The sequence below is a fragment of the Amycolatopsis sp. NPDC104775 genome (assembly GCF_055583325.1).
Genome location: NZ_JBVJOE010000002.1, coordinates 1010356 through 1029230, shown reverse-complemented (window position 1 = coordinate 1029230; position 18875 = coordinate 1010356). Strand labels below are relative to the sequence as shown.

The following is an 18875-nucleotide window of genomic DNA, read 5'->3' as shown; positions in this document are numbered from 1 at the left end:
GCGTAGCATTCCGGCATGCCCCGGCCGATCGCGCGCGTACTGGCTCTGCTGGAGATCCTGCAGAGCGGCGGCACCCGGACCGTCGCCGAACTCGCCAGACGGCTGGAGGTGGACGAGCGCACCGTCCGCCGGTACGTCGAGCACCTGCTCGACCTGGACATTCCGGTTCGCTCCGTACGCGGCCGCTACGGCGGATACCGGCTCGCCCCCGGCTACCGGATGCCGCCGCTGATGCTCACCGACGAGGAAGCGCTCGCGGTCCTGCTCGGACTGGTCGCCGGGCGGCGCGCGGGGTTGGTCACCACGTCGGTCGCGGCCGCGGAAAGCGCCGTCGCGAAGGTTCGCCGGGTGCTGCCCGAGGCACTCGGCCGCCGGCTTGACGCATTGCTGGAGGTCGCCGACTTCACCGCACCCGCCCGTGGCTCGCTCACCGCGGAAGCCGAAATCCTTCTCGCAGTCGCCGAGGCAGCGCGCGATCAGCGTCCAGTCAAACTCGCCTACACCGCAGCTCACGGCCGGAGCAGCGAACGCGTCGTAGAGCCGTACGGTGTCGTGGCACATTCCGGGCGTTGGTATCTCACCGGCTTCGACTCAAGTGCCGGACAGGTGCGCACGTTCCGCGTCGACCGGATCGAGCGCGCCGAACCGCAAGACGGAACCTTCCACGCACCAACGGATTTCGACCCCACGCAACAAGTGCTCACCGGCATCGCCGAGGCACCGCACCGGCATGACGTAACAGTGCGGATCCAGGCCACCGCGGAAGAGATCCGCGCGGTGTTCCCGCCGTCCATCGCCATCCTGGAAGCGGACGGCTCAGGGATCCGCGCGCGGATCCGGGCCGAACGCCTCGACTGGATCCCGCCGCGGCTCGCCGCGCTGGACCGTCCGTTCGTCATCGAGCGGCCGGACGCCCTCCGCGACCAGATGCGCGCGCTCGCCGACCGGCTGACCGGTTACGCAGACGCGAGTGTGCCACCCGGCTCGGCGAACTCGCCGATCCTTCCCGACTACGCCGGGTCGGACTCCAACGCGACGTCCAGCAGTGCCCCCAACTCGTTGAGCTGAGCCGCCGAAAGCCTGCTGAACGACGTCTTCACCACTGCGTCCACAAGTTCCTGTCCCGCCGCCCGCAACTCGGCGCCCTTCTCCGTGAGCCGATGCCGCACCGCGCGCCCTGGCCCAGGCACCCGTTCGATCAGGCCGCGATCGACCATCCGGGCGGCCAGCGTGCCGAAGGACTGGTCGGTCTGAAAGGTCAGCACGGCGAGGTCGTGCAGCGACGCCTCCGGGTGATTGCCCAAGTGCCGCAAGGTGTCCCACTGCACCAGCGACAACCCGAGCGGCTGCAACGCCTGGCTCAACGCACGGTGATGGCGATGCTGCAAGCGCTTGACGGCCAAGGCGACGTCGGCGGGGCGGTACTTCATGCCCAGGGAGCCTACCCGGTGCCAAGCCAGGTTGCTTATCTAAACTTCCTTATATAAGGTTCCTGATATGACTTCCTCCCAGACACTCCAGCTCACCTCCGCCGGCCCGGTCGAGATCGCCGTCCGAGACCAGGACCGCACCCAGACGTTCCTGCTGCTGCACGGCGGGGGCGGCGTCGCGACGATGACCGGCTTCGCCGATCTGCTGGCCGAGCGCACCCGTTCGCGAGTCCTGCTGCCCACCCACCCCGGCTTCAACGGCACCCCGAAAGCCGCCCAGCTCACCGACGTCACCGCACTGGCCAAGGCGTATGTCGCGATGCTCGACCACCTCGACGCCTCGAACGTCACCGTGGCCGGCAACTCCTTCGGCGGCTGGCTGGCCGCCGAAATCGCCCTGCTGCACAGTCCGCGCGTCAACCGCGCGGTGCTCGTCGACGCCGTCGGCATCGAGGTCGAAGGCCATCCGCTGGCCGACGTCCGCGGCAAAACCGTCGCGGAAATCCAGCAGTTCTCGTTCCACGACCCAGCGAAGGCGCCGACCCCGCCAACGGGCAGCAGCGGCCCGAGCCCGGACGTCCTGGCGCTGGTCGGGTACACCGGCCCGACGATGGCCGACCCGACCCTGGCCGAGCGTCTGGGCGAAGCGGACATTCCCGTGCATGTGCTGTGGGGCGAAAGCGACCGGATCGCCGACCCGCAGTACGGGGAGGCTTACGCCGCGGCGATCCCGGGTGCGACGTTCACGGTGCTTCCCCGCACCGGGCATTTGCCCCAGGTCGAAACCCCGGAGGAATTGCTCGACGCGCTGCTTGCTCTTGACGCATAACCGGCGGCGGCCTTGCCGGGATCGAGGCTCTTTCAGCGAACGCCCCGGCACCGGGGCCTTATGACGGCGTGACCCGGCGACTTAGCCCCTTTCCACCGCAAGACCGGCCGACGCGGTCAACGGAGAACCGGGACTTGCCGCCGAACACGCCCAGCAAACCTTGCGCACCCGTCCGCGCCGCCTCCCGGATCACTCACCTCCGAGGCCGAGCCGCCACGAGTCACCGCGTCCCAGTCGGGCCAGCACCGCCGAAACCCCGCAACGCCGCACCCCGAACCGCCCTGAACCTCAGCAACGCCTCCCGCCTTCTGGCACTACGACCAGTCGCAAGCCCCCAACCCCGGCCGACCAAAGCGTCCGAGAACCCACAGGTGGATCCCCTAAAACCGCCCATCACCCAGAACCTCAGCAATACCTCCGCCGCTCTAGTACTACGACCAATCCCGGGTTAAAAAATGGCAACGCCTGCTTGCTGATATCTCAACTCACACCTACTGTGATCCCAGTCGCTCGCTGAACGAAGGAGATCGCAGTGCCTCGCAGTCACGATCCTCGACCGGCCGGCTGGCGGGTCGGCGCCGACATCGGCGGTACGTTCACCGACGTCATCGCGCTCGGCCCGGCCGGGGAGGTCGTTCCGATGAAGGTGCCGTCGACGCCGCCCGACTACGGCGCGGGGGTGGTGACGGCGACGACCGCGGTCCTGTCGTCGGCGGGAACGCAGCCGGAGGCAGTCGTCGCGATGCTGCACGGCACGACGGTCGCCACCAACGCGATCCTCTCGATGAGCGGCGTCCGGACCGCGGTGGTCACCACCCGGGGTTTTCGCGACGTGCTGGAGATCGGGCGGCTGCGGCGTCCGGCGCTCTACGACCTGTCCTGGTCGAAGCCGGAACCGTTGGCCCGCCGGAGGAATCGCTACGAACTCGATCAGCGCATCACCGCCGACGGACAGCTCTCCCCCGCGACTGACGCGGACGAAGTCCGGGCGCTGGCTGAGCGATTGCGTGCGGACGGCATCGAAGCGATTGCCGTGTGCCTGCTCAACTCCTACGTCCGGCCGGACGAGGAACGCCGGGTCGCCGAGCTGCTGCGCGCTGAACTGCCGGGGGTCTACGTCACGGCGTCGGTCGACGTTTCCCCGCAGCCGCACGAATTCGAACGCACCAGCACGGCGACGGTCAACGCTTACGTCGGCCCGGCAGTGCACGGTTACCTCACCCGGCTGGAAGCGGGACTGCGCGCCGAAAACGTCCAAGCACCGCTGCTGGTCATGCAGTCCAGCGGAGGTCTGCTCGACGCCGCTTCGGTAGCGCAACGGCCGGTCCAGATCATCGAGTCCGGTCCGGCCGCCGGGGTCACCGCGGTGCAGAAGCTCGCACAGCTGATCGGACTGTCCACAGTGGTCGCTTTCGACATGGGCGGAACCACCGCGAAGGCCTCGCTGATCGAGCACGGGGAACCGTTCGTCTCGGCGGACTACGAGGTCGGCGGCGGAATGAACGTGGCGCGCGGGCTCAGTTCCGGGGCCGGCTACCCGGTGCGGGCTCCGTCGATCGACATCGCCGAGGTCGGTTCCGGCGGCGGGAGCATCATTTCCGTCGACGCCGCTGGCGCGCTCCACGTCGGGCCGGCGAGTGCCGGGTCACGGCCGGGGCCGGCCTGCTATGGCCAGGGCGGCGAGTTGCCGACCCTCACGGATGCCAACGTCACGCTTGGATATCTCAGTCCGCAGTCCCTTGCCGGCGGCCGCGTCGCGATCCACCCGGACCTGGCGGAAAAGGCACTGTCCACAGTGGCCGAACAGCTCGGCGATGACATCCCAGGAGCCGCACGCGGGGCATATCAGGTCGCCGTCTCTAGTATGACAACCGCGGTCAAAGCGGTGACCAGCGAACGGGGCAGGGATCCGCGAGAGGCCACGATGGTCGCATTCGGCGGCGCGGGTCCGCTGTACGCCGCAGCGCTGGCGCGTGAACTGGGCATCGACACCGTGCTCGTACCGGTGCATCCCGGGCTTTTCAGCAGTCTCGGGCTGCTCGTCGCCGATACAGAGCGACACGAACTCGCGCCATACCGCCCCGAATTCGCTGAGATATCAGCGCTCGCCAGGGAATTCGCGCGACTGTCCGAAAAGGTGCGAGAAGAACTCGGCGAGGACGCGATCGTGGACCGGCTGCTGGACATGCGCTACCGCGGACAGCGATTCGAGCTGCGGATCCAGGTTCCCGAGGGAGAACTCACCGAGGATCTGCTCGCCGAGACCCGCGCCCGGTTCCACGCCGAACACAAGCGCACCTACGGCCGCGCGGGCACCGACGACCTCGTCGAGCCGGTCAACCTTCGCGTGCGCGGCAGGCAACCTACTCCAGTGTCCATTTCGGACGTACTGGCCCTGCCGGAAACCGAAAGCACCACACCGGCGATCCGCGAATGCCGTTTCGCCGAAACGGTTTCCGCCCCCGTCCTCACCCGCTCCGCACTCGGCTCCGAGCCGGCGGAAGGGCCGATGATCATCGAAGACATGGACGCCACCACGCTCGTCCCGCCCGGCGCGCAGGCGCACCGCGACCGGTTCAACAACATCGTGATCACCTGGAGTGCCGCATGATCCGCGACGCCGTGACGTTCGAAGTCTTCCGCAACGCCGTCACCGGGATCGCCGACGAAATGGCGATCACCATCCTGCGCACCGCGCATTCGCAGCTGGTCGCGTCCAGCATGGACTTCTCCGCCGCGCTGTGCGACGCCCGCGGCCGGGTGATCGCCCAAGCGAACACTCTGCCGGTGCATCTCGGGTCCATTCCGGACGCGATGGAAGCGATCTTCGCCGAATTCGGCGATGCGGTCCGGCCCGGCGACCTCTACCTGCTCAACGACCCGTCTCTGGGCGGCATGCACCTGCCGGACATCTTCGCGGTTTCGCCGGTGTTCACGGGAGAAACACTGCTCGGCTTCGCGGTCACCGTCGTCAACCACACCGACGTCGGCGGCTGGGCGGCCGGGTCGATGGCAGTCCAGTCAACTAATATCTTTGCCGAAGGAATTCAGATCCCACCGTCACGGCTGATCGACGCTGGCACCACGAACGAAACCTTCCTGCGAGTACTGCTGCGCAACGTCCGCGAGCCCGAACTCTTGCGTGGCGATCTGGAATCTCAGCTGGCCGCCTGCCACACCGGGGCCGAAGGGCTGCGCGACCTCGCCGCCCGCCACGGCACCGACCGACTCGCCGAGCTTATCGACGAACTGCTCGACTACTCCGAAACACTCCTGCGCGCCGCGCTCGCCGAAGCCGTCCCCGGCACTTACGAGTTCACCGATCACATCGATGACGACGGCCTCGGCTCCGGGCCGATCCCGATCCGGGTCAAGGCGACGCTGTCGGAGTCCGGCATCGAACTCGACTTCACCGGTTCCTCGCCGCAGGTCGGCTCCGCGCTCAACGCGACCGCATCGTTCACCCGCTCCGCCGCTTACGCCGCGCTGCAAGGCGTCCTCGCCTCGGACATCCCGGCGAACAGCGGCTTCTACCGGCCGTTCAGCTTCGTCATCCCGGAAGCGTCCATCCTCAATGGACAGCGCCCGGCCGCGCGCGGGGCCCGCGGGCTGGTCGGTTTCCGGATCATCGACGCGGTGCTCGGCGCGCTCGCGCCGGTGTTCCCGGACCGCGTGCCCGCCGCGGGCGAGGGCGGTCCGGACGGCATCGCGATCGGGCTCGTGGGAGCGGACGGCGAATCGATGGTGCTGTGGGATCCGCTCGCCGGTGCGTGGGGCGCCCGGCCCGACCGCGACGGCGTCGACGGGATCAGCTCGCTGGGCGCGAACCTGACCAACACCCCGGTCGAGGAACTCGAACGCTCCGGTCACCTCCGCATCGACGGCTACGGCTACCTGCCCGACAGCGGCGGCGCGGGACGCTGGCGCGGCGGGCTCGCGACGTTCCGCGACATGACGCTGCTGGCTCCCGAGGCCAGCGTGCAGATCCGGTCCGACCGGCGGAAATTCCTGCCGTACGGGCTGGCTGGCGGTGCGCCGGGGACGCCGTCGCTCAACGTCCTCGACCAAGGCGGGCCGGACGAACGCGTGCTGGAGTCCAAACCGCATTTCACCATGACCGCCGGGTCCCGGCACCGGCATGTGACCGCAGGCGGGGGCGGTCATGGGCATCCGTTCGGCCGTGAACCGGAGCGGGTGCTCGAAGACGTCCTGGACGGCAAGGTCACCCGCGAGGGGGCCGAACGGGACTACGGCGTCGTCATCGCCGACGGGGGGATCGACCTGGCCGCTACCGCCGCCGCACGCGGCGGGGCGCGCTGACGCACCACCACTCCCATTCCCCGACAGATCGGACTTCGCCATGAGTTCCCATGTCGCCGCCGGCCGGAGCACTGTCGCTCCGCGCACGTGGCGGAAAGCGGGCATCCGGATCATCCCGCTGGTCGGTCTCGCCTACGTGGCCAGCTACATCGACCGCGCCAACGTCGGCTACCTCGCCGCCCCGATGTCGCGCGACCTGCACCTGAGCACCGGCCAGATCGGGCTCGCCGCCGGGCTGTTCTTCATCGGCTACATCCTCGTCGAGGTGCCGAGCAACCTGGCGCTGCGGCGGTTCGGCGCGCGGAAGTGGATCGCGCGCATCATGATCACCTGGGGCCTGGTCACCGCGGCGACCGCGGCGGTGAACTCGGCCGCGACGCTCTATCTGGCCCGGCTTCTGCTCGGGTTCGCCGAGGCCGGGCTCGCCGCGGGCATCCTGCTCTACCTGACGCTGTGGTTCCCGCGCCGCCAGCGGTCCTGGGCGTTGTCGGCGTTCTTCCTGATGACCCCGGTGGCGTCGATCATCGGCTCGCCGCTGGCCGCCGCGCTGCTCGAATGGGGCCAGCAGCTGTTCGGCATCGCGGGATGGCGGTCGCTGTTCCTGGTCGAGGGCCTGCTGACGGTGGTGGTCAGCATCCTGGTCTTCGTCTTCCTTCCGGACCGCCCGGCCACCGCGCGCTGGCTCGACGACGAGGAAAAGGCCGCGATCGAGGCGACGCTGGCCGCGGAAGCCGAAGAACACCGGGCCCACGGCGCGCTTTCCGGACTGCGCGAGGCGCTGACCAGCCGCCGGGTCTGGATCATGGCCGTGACGTGGTTCGCCATCGCGTTCGGGCTCTACCCGCTCCAGTTCTTCCTGCCGACGATGCTGCGGTCCATCACGCACACCATCGGCAGCGCCGGAGATGTCAGCAGCGTTCTGTTGTCCGCGATCCCGTACGCGGTGGCATTGCTGGCGCTGCTGGTGTGGGCTCGGTTCGCGGCTCGGCGTACCGCAGTCGCTGCCACTGCCATACCAATGGCGCTCGGTATTGTCGGCCTGCTGCTCGCGACGTTCACCAGCAGCGGCACGCTGTTCGTGATCGCGGTCTGCCTGAGCGTCTCCGGGATTCTCACCGCGATGCCGCAGTTCTGGCGCATCCCGGCCATCGGGCTGACCGGCGCAGCCGCCGCGTCCGGGATCGCGCTGATCAACTCGGTCAGCAACCTCAGCGGATTCCTCGGCCCGTACTTCACCGGGGCGGTCGCGTCGGCGACCGGGAGTTTCACCTATGCGCTGCTGGCGATCGCGATCATCATGACGGCAGGACTCACCGCCCTGCTCACCACGGGGCGGCGGATGGAACGACTGGACGGGAACCTTTCATGACCACTGCACTGATCGTCGGCGACCTCCAGCGGGGCATCACGGACGGCTACCCGTTCGCCCGCCAGGTGGTGCCTCCGCTCACCGCCCTCCTGCCGCGGGCCAGGGAAGCCGGCGTGCTCGTCGTGTTCGTGCACTTCGCCATGCGGGACAATGGAACCGATCTGCCCGACGGTGCGCTGTACCGGTCGTTCTTCGACGCCGGGGACGCTTTCCACGAAGGTGCGCCAGGCACCGAATTGACGTTGCCAGTCTCCAAAGAGGACGTTGTCGTCTTGAAACGCCGGGCCAGCGCATTCGCGGGCACGGACCTCGACCTGGTGCTTCGCGCTCGAGGTGTCCGCGAGGTCGCGATCTCTGGTGTAGCGACCAGTGCGATGGTCACCGCCACGTGCTACGACGCGGCGGATCGCGGTTACCAGGTGACAGTGCTGCGCGACGGATGCGCCGACGGCGACCAAGCCGTCAACGACTTCTTGCTGGACAAGGTCTTTCCCAGCCGGGGATTCGAGGTCGTGTCCTGTGCCGAGTGGATCGAGGGCACCGCGTGAACACCGCGTTGCTGGACCGGCTCCGCACCGGACTGGAGAGCCGCCAGCTCAGACGCGACCTGGTGGTTTCCGGTCCCCAAGGGCCGACGCTGAGTGTGGACGGCGAGGTCTTGGTCAACCTCGCTTCCAACGACTACCTCGGTCTCGCTGAGTCTCCGGAAGTCCTTGCCGCGGCGGAAGAAGCGATGCGCGACCAAGGACTCGGTGTAGCCGCTGGCCGGGTGCTCTGCGGCACCCGGAGCGTCCACAGTGAACTCGAAGCAGCCATCGCCGAACTGGTCGGCACTGAGGACGCGGTGCTGTACGGCTCGTGCTTCGACGCGAATCTCGGCGTCTTCGCTGCCCTGCTCGGCCCGGACGACGTCATCCTCAGCGACTCGCTCAACCACGCCAGCCTGATCGACGGCATCCGGCTGTCGCAGGCTCAACGACGCGTGTACCCCCACTCAGATCTCACTGAGCTGGAGCGATATCTCAACGAGAGCATGAACGCACGGCACCGGCTGATCGTGACCGACGGCGTGTTCAGCATGGACGGCGACCTCGCCGCGCTCCCCCAGCTCACCGAACTGGCGCGACGGTACGACGCGGTGCTGCTGGTCGACGATTCGCACGCGACCGGGGTGCTCGGCGGCGGCACCGCCCAGCACTTCGGGCTGGCCGGCGAGGTCGACCTGGTGACCGGAACGCTCGGGAAAGCGCTCGGCGGCGCGGCCGGAGGCTTCGTCGCCGGGGCGCGCACGGTCACCGAAACCCTCCGCCAGGTTTCGCGGCCGTATATCTTCACCAACGCGATGGCACCTCCGCTGGCGGCCGCCGCGCTGACCGCGATCCGGCTAGCCACCAGCCGTCCGGAGCTGCGGGAACGATTGTCCACCAACACTTCCTGGCTCCGCGGCGCGCTGACAGATCTCGGGTACGAGGTGTTGCCGGGCGAACACCCGATCATCCCGGTGATGCTGCGCGGCGCAACGCTCGCCGTTGATATGGCAGCAGAGCTGCGGCGCGAAGGCGTCCTCGTCTTCGCCCTCTCGCATCCGGTCGTCCCAGCCGGTGAAGAACGGATCCGCGTGCAGGTCTCGGCTTCGCACACACCGGAACACCTCGACCGAACAGTCGCCGCGTTCGGCCGGGTACGCGACCTGGTGGCGGCCGCATGAGCACCGACGAAAACTTCCGCGCCCCGACCAGCGCCGACAGCCGCGAACTCGCCGGCCGCGTCGCGATCGTGACCGGCGGCGCGAGCGGCATGGGACTGGCCACAGTGCACGCGCTGGCCAGCCGGGGCGCGACCGTGGCGGTGTTCGATTCGACCGCGCGAGACGCCGAAGAACTGGCGGTCACGCTGGCAGTTCCGGCGGAACGGATCCAGTCGATCGCGCTGGACGTCACGGACGCCGATCGGGTCAGCCGCGCGTTCGACGCGGTGCTGGCCGACCAGGCCCGGCTGGACATCCTGGTGAACGCGGCGGGAATCGCGCCACCGACGGCGTTTGAAGATATCACCGAAGCCGAGTGGAATCGCGTCCTCGCGGTCAACGTGCACGGGACTTTCCTGTGCTGCCAGCGAGCAGTGCCCGCGATGCGGTCCGGCGGCTGGGGCAGGATCGTCAATTTCTCCTCCACCGCAGGGAAGACGATCAGTACCGCGGGCGGCGCGCACTACACGACGGCCAAGCACGGCGTCCTCGGCCTCACCCGGCACCTCGCGAAGAACTACGGGCCGGACGGGATCACGGTCAACGCCGTCTGTCCCGGCTTGATCGACACGCCGATGGTCCGCGGCCTGCTTTCCGCGGCGGCGCTCAGCGAAGCCACCCAATCGTTCCCGGTGCCGCGCGCCGGGCTGCCCTGGGAGGTGGCGGAACTCGTCGCCTTCCTCGCGTCCGACCGGGCGGCCTACATCACCGGCGCCGCGATCGACATCAACGGCGGCGACCTCATCGCCTGAGCTTCACCGCCGAAGACCAGACCAGCGGCACCGGAGCCCGGTGCCGCCCGCAACCCTGACCAGAAGGCGAGTTCCCTCGTGCACCCCATCATCCGACACCGCATCGGCGGCCGGGAAACCACCGGTCATTCGACCCGGACCGCGCCGGTGTGGAACCCCGCGACCGGCGCGCGCCAGGCCAGCGTGCTGCTCGCCGAACCCGCCGACGTCAACGCGGCGGTGCAAGCCGCGCGCATCGCGCTGCCGGACTGGGCCGACACCTCGGTCATGCGCCGGTCGCGGCTCATGTTCGCGTTCCGCAACCTCGTCGAGAAACACCTCGGCGATCTGGCCCGGATCGTTTCCGCCGAACACGGCAAGGTTTTCGAGGACGCGAAAGGCGAACTCGTCCGCGGCCTGGAGGTGATCGATTTCGCCTGCGGCATCCCGCAACTGCTCAAAGGCGAGTACTCGGACCAGGTCTCGACCGGCGTCGACCTGTTTTCGTTCCGGCAGCCGCTCGGCGTGTGCGCGGGCATCACGCCGTTCAATTTCCCCGCCATGGTCCCGATGTGGATGCACCCGATCGCCATCGCGACCGGAAACACCTTCGTGCTCAAACCGTCCGAACGCGACCCTTCCTCGGCCAATTTCATCGCCGAACTGTACGCCGAAGCAGGATTGCCCGACGGCGTTTTCAACGTCGTGCATGGCGACAAGGTCGCGGTGGACGCGTTGCTGGACCATCCGGATGTCGCCGCGGTGTCCTTCGTCGGCTCGACCCCGATCGCGCGGTACGTGCACGAACGCGCGACCGCGAACGGCAAGCGCGTGCAGGCGCTCGGCGGCGCGAAGAACCACGCTGTCGTACTGCCCGACGCCGATCTCGAAAACGCTGCCGAACACCTGGTTTCCGCCGCGTACGGATCGGCGGGCCAGCGTTGCATGGCGATTTCCGTCGCGGTCGCGGTCGGTGACGTGGCCGAGCCTCTGGTCAAGCTGATCGGCGAGAAGGCACAGTCGATTAAGGTCGGTCCGGGGCTGACACCAGGATCCGAAATGGGACCGGTGATATCGCCGGAAGCACTCGACCGTGTCCGGGGCTACATCGACGCCGGGGTCGCCGCGGGTGCCGAACTCGTGGTCGACGGGCGGGACGTCACCGCCGAGGATGGCGGGTTCTTCGTGGGCCCCACGCTTTTCGACGGCGTGACCCCCGAAATGACCGTCTACCGCGAGGAAATCTTCGGGCCGGTGCTCGTGGTCGTTCGCGTTGCTTCGCTAACGGAGGCGATCGAGCTGATCAACGCGAGCGAATGGGCCAACGGCACCGCTGTGTTCACCGGCAGCGGCCGGGCGGCCCGGCAATTCCAGCGGTCGGTACAGGTGGGAATGATCGGCGTGAACGTGCCGATCCCGGTGCCGATGGCGTTTTATTCCTTCGGCGGCTGGAAGCAGTCCCTGTTCGGCGCGCACCACATGCACGGCCCCGAAGGCGTCGCCTTCTACACCCGGGCCAAGGCTGTGACCAGCCGCTGGCCGGAGTCGCCGGAGGAAGCGAGCCTGCACTTCCCGACGGCGGTCTGACCGGTGCGCGGCCCGGGAAAATCGCTTTCCCCGGGCCGCATCGGTCACCTCAGCGGGATTTCGATGTTCGCCCTGCTGACCGACGTGCTCTTGGTCAGCACCTGGAGCACGTCGCGGCGCACCCGCTCGCACCGGGCCAGCATCGAGGAGCGCGCTGCCTGTTCGTCCCGGTCGCACAGGCTCTCGAAGATCGCCTGCAGCTCACCCGGCGGGCTCGCGACGTCCGGGGCCATCATCAGCACCAGCCGCAGCACCCGCTCCAATTCGTCGAGCACGTCGACGAGCGCTTTGACGAGCCGGTTGTTGCCGCTGAAATGGGCCATGATGGCCTCGAATTCGATCCCGACCGGCAGCCAGTCGTCGAGTTTCGTTTCGCCCGCCACGTATCTGGCCGAGATTTCCGACAGGATTCCGAGCCGGTCGAGCGCCGCCGCCGAGACGCCGTTGCGCGCCGCCTCGGCAGCCGCCTCGGCGGCCAGCAGCGACCGCAGGCCGCACAGATCGTCGGTGTCCTGCAACGTGATCGAGCTGACGAGATAGCCCGCGCGCGGAAGTGCGCTGACCAGCCCGTCCCGCCGCAGCCGAGCCAGCGCTTCGCGCACCGGCGTCTTGCTGATCTGCCACTGCTGCGCGAGCGACGTCTCGGTGAAACTGCTGCCTGGCGGCAACGTCAGATCGATGATCTGGCGCCGGATCGCCCGGTACGCCTGGCTGGTCCGGTCGAGGCCGGATTCGTCCATGCCGACCAGCAGCAACGCGGGAATGTGCGCGGGACTGGCGAGGACGGTGTGGATGTCGGACACCTTTTCAGAATACCAGTACCGGCGGTTGATATAGCACGCGGACATCTCTAGGCACCTCCAAAGATATCTACTATTGCTACTGATATCTCAGTGTGCGAAGCTGGTTTCATGCCGCGAAGCAACTCGACCCCCTGGGTTCTCCCCGCTTCCCGCGACGTCCCGGCGCTGGGCGCGATGAGCGCCCGCGACCGGGCCCGCCGGACCGGGGTCCGGATGCTCCCGCTCGTGGGCGCCCCGGTCCTGCCAATGCCCGAGCACGTGCGCGAGGCCGTCCGGCAGGCGATGGACAAACCCGACCCGCGCGACAGCCGGGGCCTTCCCGAACTCCGGTCGGCCATCGCCGCGGAACTCGGCCCGGGCATCGACCCCGAACGCAGGCTGCTGGTGACGCACGGCGCGCAGCACGGGCTTTCCCTCGTGCTGCGGACCGTCCTCGAACCCGGCGACGAGGTGATCGTGCCGACCCCGGCGTATTTCTTCGACGGAGCGATCCGCGAATCCGGTGCGGTGCCCGCGTACGTCCCGTCCCGAGAGGGCTGGGCCTTCGATCTCGACGGCATGGCCGCCGCGGTCACCCCGCGCAGCCGTGCCGTTCTCCTGTGCAATCCGGTCAATCCCACCGGCTACCTCCCCGATGCCGCAACGATCGCCGCGGTGGCCGGCCTCGCCGCCCGCCACGGCCTTGTCGTGATCTCCGATGATTCGTGGCGGCATTTCGCCTTCGATCGGAACGAACACCATCCGATCGAGGGAATGGCCGGGGAATGGCCGCATCTGATCACCGTCACCAGCCTCAGCAAGTACTACGCGCTGGCCACCTGGCGGCTCGGCTATGTGCTGGCTCCGCCGGAAATCGTTGACTCGATGGAACGCCGCCTGCAATGGGAAGCCGTGTGCTGCGGCGCGGTCCCGCAGCACGCCGCGGTCGCCACCCTCACCGGCCCGCGCGAATGGCTCGACCGCGAACTCGCGACGTACCAGCGAAAACGCGATCTCGTGTGCGACGGCATCGCGGCCAGCGGGCTTCCCGCCCCGGTGCGCCCCGGCGGCGGCGCGTTCCTGCTCGCCGACTGCGGCCGGCTGGGCGACACCCCGGAAGACATCGACCGAGCCTTGCTGCGCAACGGAATCACCGCGATCCGCGGCGCCGACCTGCACGCCCCGGACACCCACGTCCGGCTCACCTTCGGCGCACCGGAACCGGTGCTGGAAGAGCTGGTCAGCGGGGTGAAACACGCCCTGCTCCAGGCATAGCCGAACCGGTTTCGCGACTCCGGGGTAGTCCGCTACTCTCGGTATGGCATCTATCACCGTGTCAACACGCGGGAGGTACGCGTCGTGACCGACGCCGTCAACGCACCGCCGGGGGTCAACCCGAACCAGTCGAGCGCCGCCCGCGTTTACGACTATCTGCTGGGCGGGAAAGACAATTACGAGATCGACCGGCAGGTCGCCAGGGAAGCCGCCCGGGTGATGCCGGACATCGCGGAAACCGCGCGGGTCAACCGGCACCTGATGACCCGGGTCTGCCGGTTCCTCGCCTACCACGCGGGAATCCGCCAGTACATCGACTGCGGTTCCGGCATGCCGACCTCGGAGAACGTGCACCAGATCGTCCAGCGGGCCGACCCGCAGGCGAAAGTCGTCTACGTCGACTACGACCCGGTGGTGGCCAGCCACGGACGGGCTTTGCTCGACGAAAACGAATTCACCGAATACATCCAGGCCGATTTCTTCGACCCGCCGAGCATTCTCGACCACCCGACGGTCACCGAGCACCTCGACTGGAGCCAGCCGATCGCGGTGCTGTTCCTGCTGGCCCTGCACCACCAGACCGGCGACCGCGATCTTCCGGGAAAGGTGACGAAGGAATTCATCGACCGGCTTCCGTCCGGTTCGTACGTGGCGATCTCGCACCTGCTCGACGCCCACGACGGCTCCGAGGACGACGAAGTCGTGCAGGGGATCGTCGAGTCGGTCCACAACGGGTCGATGAAGGACGTCTCGTCCCGCACCCGCGCCGAGATCAAGGCGCTGTTCCACGATCTGGAGCTGATCCCGAGCGGACCGAACAAACCGGCGGAAATCGTGCCGGTGGTCGAATGGTGGCCGGACGGCCCGCTGCTGGGCGAACCGACGGTCGCGCAGCGGATCGTGGCGATCGGGGTCGCGCGGAAACCCTGACCGCACAAGAGGTTTTGCCACTGCGGGCCGGTGTCCCGGTCAGGCTTGCCGCCTGGCAGGAACACCGGCCCGCAGTGACATATCACCCGAAGCGCGTGCGAAAACCCCTGCCGCACCACAACTTCACGCCGCGACCGGCACCGGTTCCTTCTCCTTCGCCGCCGGGGAACGCCGCAGCGCGACCATCCCCACCACCGCGAACACCACCACGATCGCCGCACCGATCCCGGCCACCGTGTGCAGTCCCGAGCTGAACGCTTCCCGCGCGGTCGCCAGCAATTGCTCCCCCATCGCACCGGGCAGCGTTGCCGATGCTTCGGCCGCACCGGCCATGCTGTCGGTCGCCTGGGCGGCCGCCGCCGCGGGCACGTGAGCCGGGACCGCGATCTGGCCGCGATACACCGCCGTCGCGACGCTGCCGAACACCGCGATCCCCATGGCGATCCCGAATTCCGCACTCGTCTCCGACATCGCCGACGCCGCGCCAGCCCGCTGCGGCGGGACCGAACCGACCACCATTTCGGTGCACAGCACGCCCTGCGGCCCCATCCCGAAGCTGGCGATCGCCATGCCCAGCACCACGAACGTCACGCCGCCGGCACCACTGGCGAATGTGAACAACACGATTCCCGCCGCCGCCACCAGCATTCCGAAGCCCAGCACGAATTCCGGACGGAACCGGCGCGCCAGCCGCGGCGCGATCAGCGATCCGGCGACCACCGCGAGCGCCTGCGGCACCAGCAGCAACCCGGCGGCCACCGTGCTCAGCCCGGCGACCAGCTGCAGGTACTGGCTGACCAGCAGGAACACGCCGCCCATGGTGACCGCGCCGACCAGCATGATCGCCACCGCCGCGCTGAACGCGCGCACCCGGAACAACTGGAGGTCCAGCAGCGGGTGTTCCAGCCCGCGCTGCCGCCGGACGAACACCGCGCCGACGCCGAGGCCCGCGAGGAGGACGGCGATTTCGGTCAGGGACAAGCCGTTTTTGGCGATTTCCTTGAGCGCGTAGATGACCGGCAGGATCGCGGCGAGCGACAGTCCGACGCTGGCGAGGTCGAGGCGTCCGGCGGAGGCGTCGCGGTACTCCGGCAGCAGCTTCGGCGCGGTCGCGAGCAGCAGGATCATCACCGGCACGCCCATCAGGAACACCGAACCCCAGCGGAAATGCGCCAGCAGGAACCCGCCCGCGACCGGCCCGACCACCATGCCGCCCATGAAGCAGCTCATCCACACCGCGATCGCGGTGCCGCGCTGTTTGGCGTCCGGGAACATGTTGCTGATCAACGCGAGCGTCGACGGCATGAGCGTCGCCCCGGCGATCCCGAGCACGGCGCGCGCGGCGATCAGCATTTCCGGGCTGGTCGAGAACGCCGCCGCGACCGACGCGAGCCCGAACGCCCCGCCGCCGATCATCAGCAGCTTCCGCCTGCCGATCCGATCGCCGAGGGTCCCCATCGTGACGAGGAACCCGGCGATCATGAAGCCGTAGATGTCGATGATCCACAGCAATTGCGTCGCCGAGGGCCGCAGATCCGCGGCGAGGTGCGGAACCGCGAGGTGCAGCACGCTCATGTCCAGCGACAACAGCACGGTCGGCAGGGCCAGCACCGCCAGGCCCAGCCACTCGCGTCGTCCGGCACTCATTTCGTTCTCCCCTGGTCACTTTCCGGTCGTCTCACTCAAGCGACGATCGGGGTGCGCGCGGATCGACATCGCGGGGAAAACTTTCTTCGCGCGGGTTGATACAGCAGGTCGGGAGGCTGGTCAGCCAGGTGTTCGGCGAGACCGCTTGAGGCGCCTTGGCTGGGTGGCAGCTTCAGGTGACGTCGTCTCGTACCAGCCGCATCAGGCCACCGCGTAGTCCCCGAGCGAGGGTTCCAGCAAGTCGAACGCCTGCGTGGCCTCGGCGGCGACCGTTTCCGCGACCTCGTCGACCGGCCGTCCGGCCAGGGTCAGCTCCTCGATCCGCTGGAACAGCAGGTGGTGCACCGCCCCTAGCAGCCCGGCCGCGGTCCGGACGGTGAGGTCCGACCGGGAGCTGCCCACCGCGTCCGCCAGCGCGTCCGCCAAGGCCCGTTCGCGCTGTTCGTGCAGGCCGCGCAGGCAGGCGGACAACGTCGGGCTGTCGGCGATCATCCGGCTGAACTCCAGGCCCGCGAAGCCGATCACCGGATCCTTCGCCGCGACCGCGGCCTCGAACGCCCGCCGCAGCGCCGCGAGCGCGGACTCCCCGGGTTTCCGCGCCGACACGGCGTCCGCCAGGGTCGCGACGAATTCGTCCTGGTGGTCCAGGACTAGGTCTTCCTTGCGGGCGAAGTAGTTGGTCACCGTCTTCTTCGCGACCCGCGCGGCCGCCGCGACCTGGGCGATCGTCGTCTCTTCGAAGCCCTGCTCCAGAAACAGCCGCGTCGCGTGGTCGGAGATCAGCTGGCGCGTCTCCTGCTTCTTGGCTTCCCGCAGGCCTAGCTCGCTCAAAAAATTTACCTCCGACGTAATTTTACCTTGACACCCTTCTGGCGTCTCGGCATACTTTTACTACCGACGTAAATATAGCCCGAAGGAGAACCTCTTGTCGATCGCCGCTCTCCCGTCGCTCGCGGACCAGGCCGACCACCTGATCGCGCTGGGGGTGCCCGAGATCGCCCGGCTTTCCGCCGATGACCTGCGTACTTTCGCCAAGGACCACAACGACGCGGACGGTGCGCTGCTGGCGATCCGCCCGGATCGCGCTCCGGCGTCGGCGCTCGCGCCACTGCTGCGCCGCGAAGGCAAAGCCGGGTTCGTCGTCGTCGACATGCCGGACGTCGACCAGTTCGCACCGCGCGACATCGACCTGCCCGACTCGCCGCTGTACCTCGTGACCAGGATTGACCGCGGTGACGAGATGGCCAACTGGAGTCCCGAGGAAGCCCTGCCCGCGATCACGAAAGCCGGGCGCAGTCCGCTGCTGCTGACCGAGGGGATCCACTGGGTGCTGCAGCAGCCGTCCGTGCTCGAGCGCAACCATTGCTTCATGACCATCGGCTCCCGGCTGCGCAAGGAGAACGGCAAGTTCGACGCGCGCACGCCGGCGCTGTGGATCAGCAACGGCACTGGCCGCGACGGCAGCGAGCACCGCAACGCCCCGAAGGTAGGCTGGTGCTGGTGGGGCAACCGGCACACCTGGCTGAGTTTCGGGTCCGCCACCGGCCGCCGTTGAGATACCATCGCCACACCAAGGAGATCTCCCATTTTCCCTGATCCGAACGTCCTGCACCCGATGCCCGGACAGCCGCGCGTGGTGCTGTTGAAACCGCTGGTCACCTCGCCGCTGATCGACGTCGGCGAGTTCTCCTACTACGACGACCCGGACGAGCCGACCGCTTTCGAGACCCGCAACGTGCTGTACCACTACGGGCCCGAGCGGCTCGTGATCGGCAAGTATTGCGCACTCGGCACGGGCGTGCGGTTCATCATGAACGGCGCGAACCACCGGATGGACGGGCCGTCGACGTTCCCGTTCCCCATCATGGGCGGCGACTGGGCCGAGCACTTCGACGTCATCACCGGCCTGCCCGGCCGCGGCGACACAGTGCTGGGCAACGACGTCTGGCTCGGCTACCGGGCGATGGTCATGCCGGGCGTCCGCATCGGGCACGGCGCGGTCGTCGCGTCCGGGGCCGTCGTGGTCGACGACGTGCCGGACTACGGCATCGTCGGCGGCAACCCCGCCAAGCTGATCCGTCGCCGGTACAGCGACGAGGACGTCGAACGGCTGCTGGCGATCGCTTGGTGGGACTGGCCGCTGGACCACCTCACCCGGCACGTCCGCACAGTGATGTCCGGCAGTGTCGACGAACTGGCGAAAGCCGCGGCCGAACTGGGCTGACTCG

At 68.4% G+C, this 18875-nt stretch carries 17 protein-coding genes; 13 read left to right on the top strand and 4 right to left on the bottom strand.

The annotated features are described in order from the left end of the window. The first annotated feature begins 15 nt into the window (after window positions 1–15). Window positions 16–1068 (top strand): helix-turn-helix transcriptional regulator, encoded by a 1053-nt coding sequence (locus tag ACZ63D_RS13445; RefSeq protein WP_465354562.1) that lies wholly within the window; start codon window positions 16–18, stop codon window positions 1066–1068. Here the strand turns inward: ACZ63D_RS13445 and ACZ63D_RS13440 are convergent. Further along, a complete protein-coding gene (locus tag ACZ63D_RS13440) occupies window positions 1011–1430 on the bottom strand; it encodes a MarR family winged helix-turn-helix transcriptional regulator (RefSeq protein ID WP_465354561.1) in 420 nt (139 codons plus the stop codon). The two genes, ACZ63D_RS13445 and ACZ63D_RS13440, sit on opposite strands and share 58 nt — an antisense overlap. A 67-nt stretch (window positions 1431–1497) precedes the next feature. Between ACZ63D_RS13440 and ACZ63D_RS13435 the strand changes: the two genes are divergently transcribed. From ACZ63D_RS13435 to ACZ63D_RS13400, 8 genes are all read left to right on the top strand, one after another. After that, window positions 1498–2259, top strand: coding sequence for an alpha/beta fold hydrolase (locus ACZ63D_RS13435; protein ID WP_465354560.1), 762 nt, complete (start codon window positions 1498–1500; stop codon window positions 2257–2259). 532 nt (window positions 2260–2791) lie between these two features. Further along, window positions 2792–4870 carry a hydantoinase/oxoprolinase family protein gene (locus ACZ63D_RS13430; protein WP_465354559.1) on the top strand — a complete coding sequence of 693 codons (2079 nt, stop codon included), beginning with the start codon at window positions 2792–2794 and terminating at the stop codon, window positions 4868–4870. After that, window positions 4867–6579 (top strand): hydantoinase B/oxoprolinase family protein, encoded by a 1713-nt coding sequence (locus ACZ63D_RS13425; protein WP_465354558.1) that lies wholly within the window; start codon window positions 4867–4869, stop codon window positions 6577–6579. Before ACZ63D_RS13430 ends, ACZ63D_RS13425 begins: the two co-directional genes overlap by 4 nt. Window positions 6580–6619: 40 nt before the next feature. Further along, window positions 6620–7948, top strand: a complete 1329-nt coding sequence (locus tag ACZ63D_RS13420; RefSeq protein ID WP_465354557.1) for an MFS transporter — start codon at window positions 6620–6622, stop codon at window positions 7946–7948. After that, window positions 7945–8496 (top strand): cysteine hydrolase family protein, encoded by a 552-nt coding sequence (locus ACZ63D_RS13415; protein ID WP_465354556.1) that lies wholly within the window; start codon window positions 7945–7947, stop codon window positions 8494–8496. The genes ACZ63D_RS13420 and ACZ63D_RS13415 overlap by 4 nt, the downstream gene beginning before the upstream one ends. Further along, complete coding sequence (locus tag ACZ63D_RS13410; RefSeq protein WP_465354555.1) at window positions 8493–9656, top strand: glycine C-acetyltransferase; 1164 nt, start codon at window positions 8493–8495, stop codon at window positions 9654–9656. Before ACZ63D_RS13415 ends, ACZ63D_RS13410 begins: the two co-directional genes overlap by 4 nt. Further along, entirely contained in the window at window positions 9653–10447 is a 795-nt protein-coding gene (locus ACZ63D_RS13405) for an SDR family NAD(P)-dependent oxidoreductase (RefSeq protein WP_465354554.1), read from the top strand. The genes ACZ63D_RS13410 and ACZ63D_RS13405 overlap by 4 nt, the downstream gene beginning before the upstream one ends. A 78-nt stretch (window positions 10448–10525) precedes the next feature. Then, window positions 10526–12013: a CoA-acylating methylmalonate-semialdehyde dehydrogenase gene (locus ACZ63D_RS13400; RefSeq protein WP_465354553.1), complete on the top strand. Its 1488-nt coding sequence runs from the start codon at window positions 10526–10528 to the stop codon at window positions 12011–12013. 44 nt (window positions 12014–12057) lie between these two features. Here the strand turns inward: ACZ63D_RS13400 and ACZ63D_RS13395 are convergent, their stop codons facing one another. After that, on the bottom strand, window positions 12058–12816 hold the full coding sequence (locus tag ACZ63D_RS13395; protein WP_465354552.1) for a GntR family transcriptional regulator: 759 nt from the start codon (window positions 12814–12816) through the stop codon (window positions 12058–12060). A 108-nt stretch (window positions 12817–12924) separates the two neighbouring features. On the opposite strand from ACZ63D_RS13395, the gene ACZ63D_RS13390 reads away from it, so the two are divergent. Beyond that, a complete protein-coding gene (locus ACZ63D_RS13390; protein ID WP_465354551.1) occupies window positions 12925–14070 on the top strand; it encodes a pyridoxal phosphate-dependent aminotransferase in 1146 nt (381 codons plus the stop codon). Window positions 14071–14154: 84 nt separating this feature from the next. Continuing rightward, on the top strand, window positions 14155–15000 hold the full coding sequence (locus ACZ63D_RS13385) for an SAM-dependent methyltransferase (protein WP_465354550.1): 846 nt from the start codon (window positions 14155–14157) through the stop codon (window positions 14998–15000). 123 nt (window positions 15001–15123) lie between these two features. On the opposite strand, the gene ACZ63D_RS13380 is transcribed toward ACZ63D_RS13385, so the two are convergent. Both ACZ63D_RS13380 and ACZ63D_RS13375 read right to left on the bottom strand, forming a co-directional pair. After that, the gene (locus ACZ63D_RS13380) at window positions 15124–16647 is read right to left on the bottom strand and encodes an MFS transporter (RefSeq protein WP_465354549.1); all 1524 of its coding nucleotides are present in this window, start codon (window positions 16645–16647) and stop codon (window positions 15124–15126) included. A 201-nt stretch (window positions 16648–16848) separates the two neighbouring features. Further along, window positions 16849–17478 (bottom strand): TetR/AcrR family transcriptional regulator, encoded by a 630-nt coding sequence (locus ACZ63D_RS13375; RefSeq protein WP_465354548.1) that lies wholly within the window; start codon window positions 17476–17478, stop codon window positions 16849–16851. A gap of 94 nt (window positions 17479–17572) precedes the next feature. Between ACZ63D_RS13375 and ACZ63D_RS13370 the strand changes: the two genes are divergently transcribed. After that, window positions 17573–18202, top strand: a complete 630-nt coding sequence (locus tag ACZ63D_RS13370) for a DUF5701 family protein (protein ID WP_465354547.1) — start codon at window positions 17573–17575, stop codon at window positions 18200–18202. Window positions 18203–18262: 60 nt separating this feature from the next. Then, window positions 18263–18871: a CatB-related O-acetyltransferase gene (locus ACZ63D_RS13365; protein ID WP_465354546.1), complete on the top strand. Its 609-nt coding sequence runs from the start codon at window positions 18263–18265 to the stop codon at window positions 18869–18871. Window positions 18872–18875 lie beyond the last annotated feature (4 nt).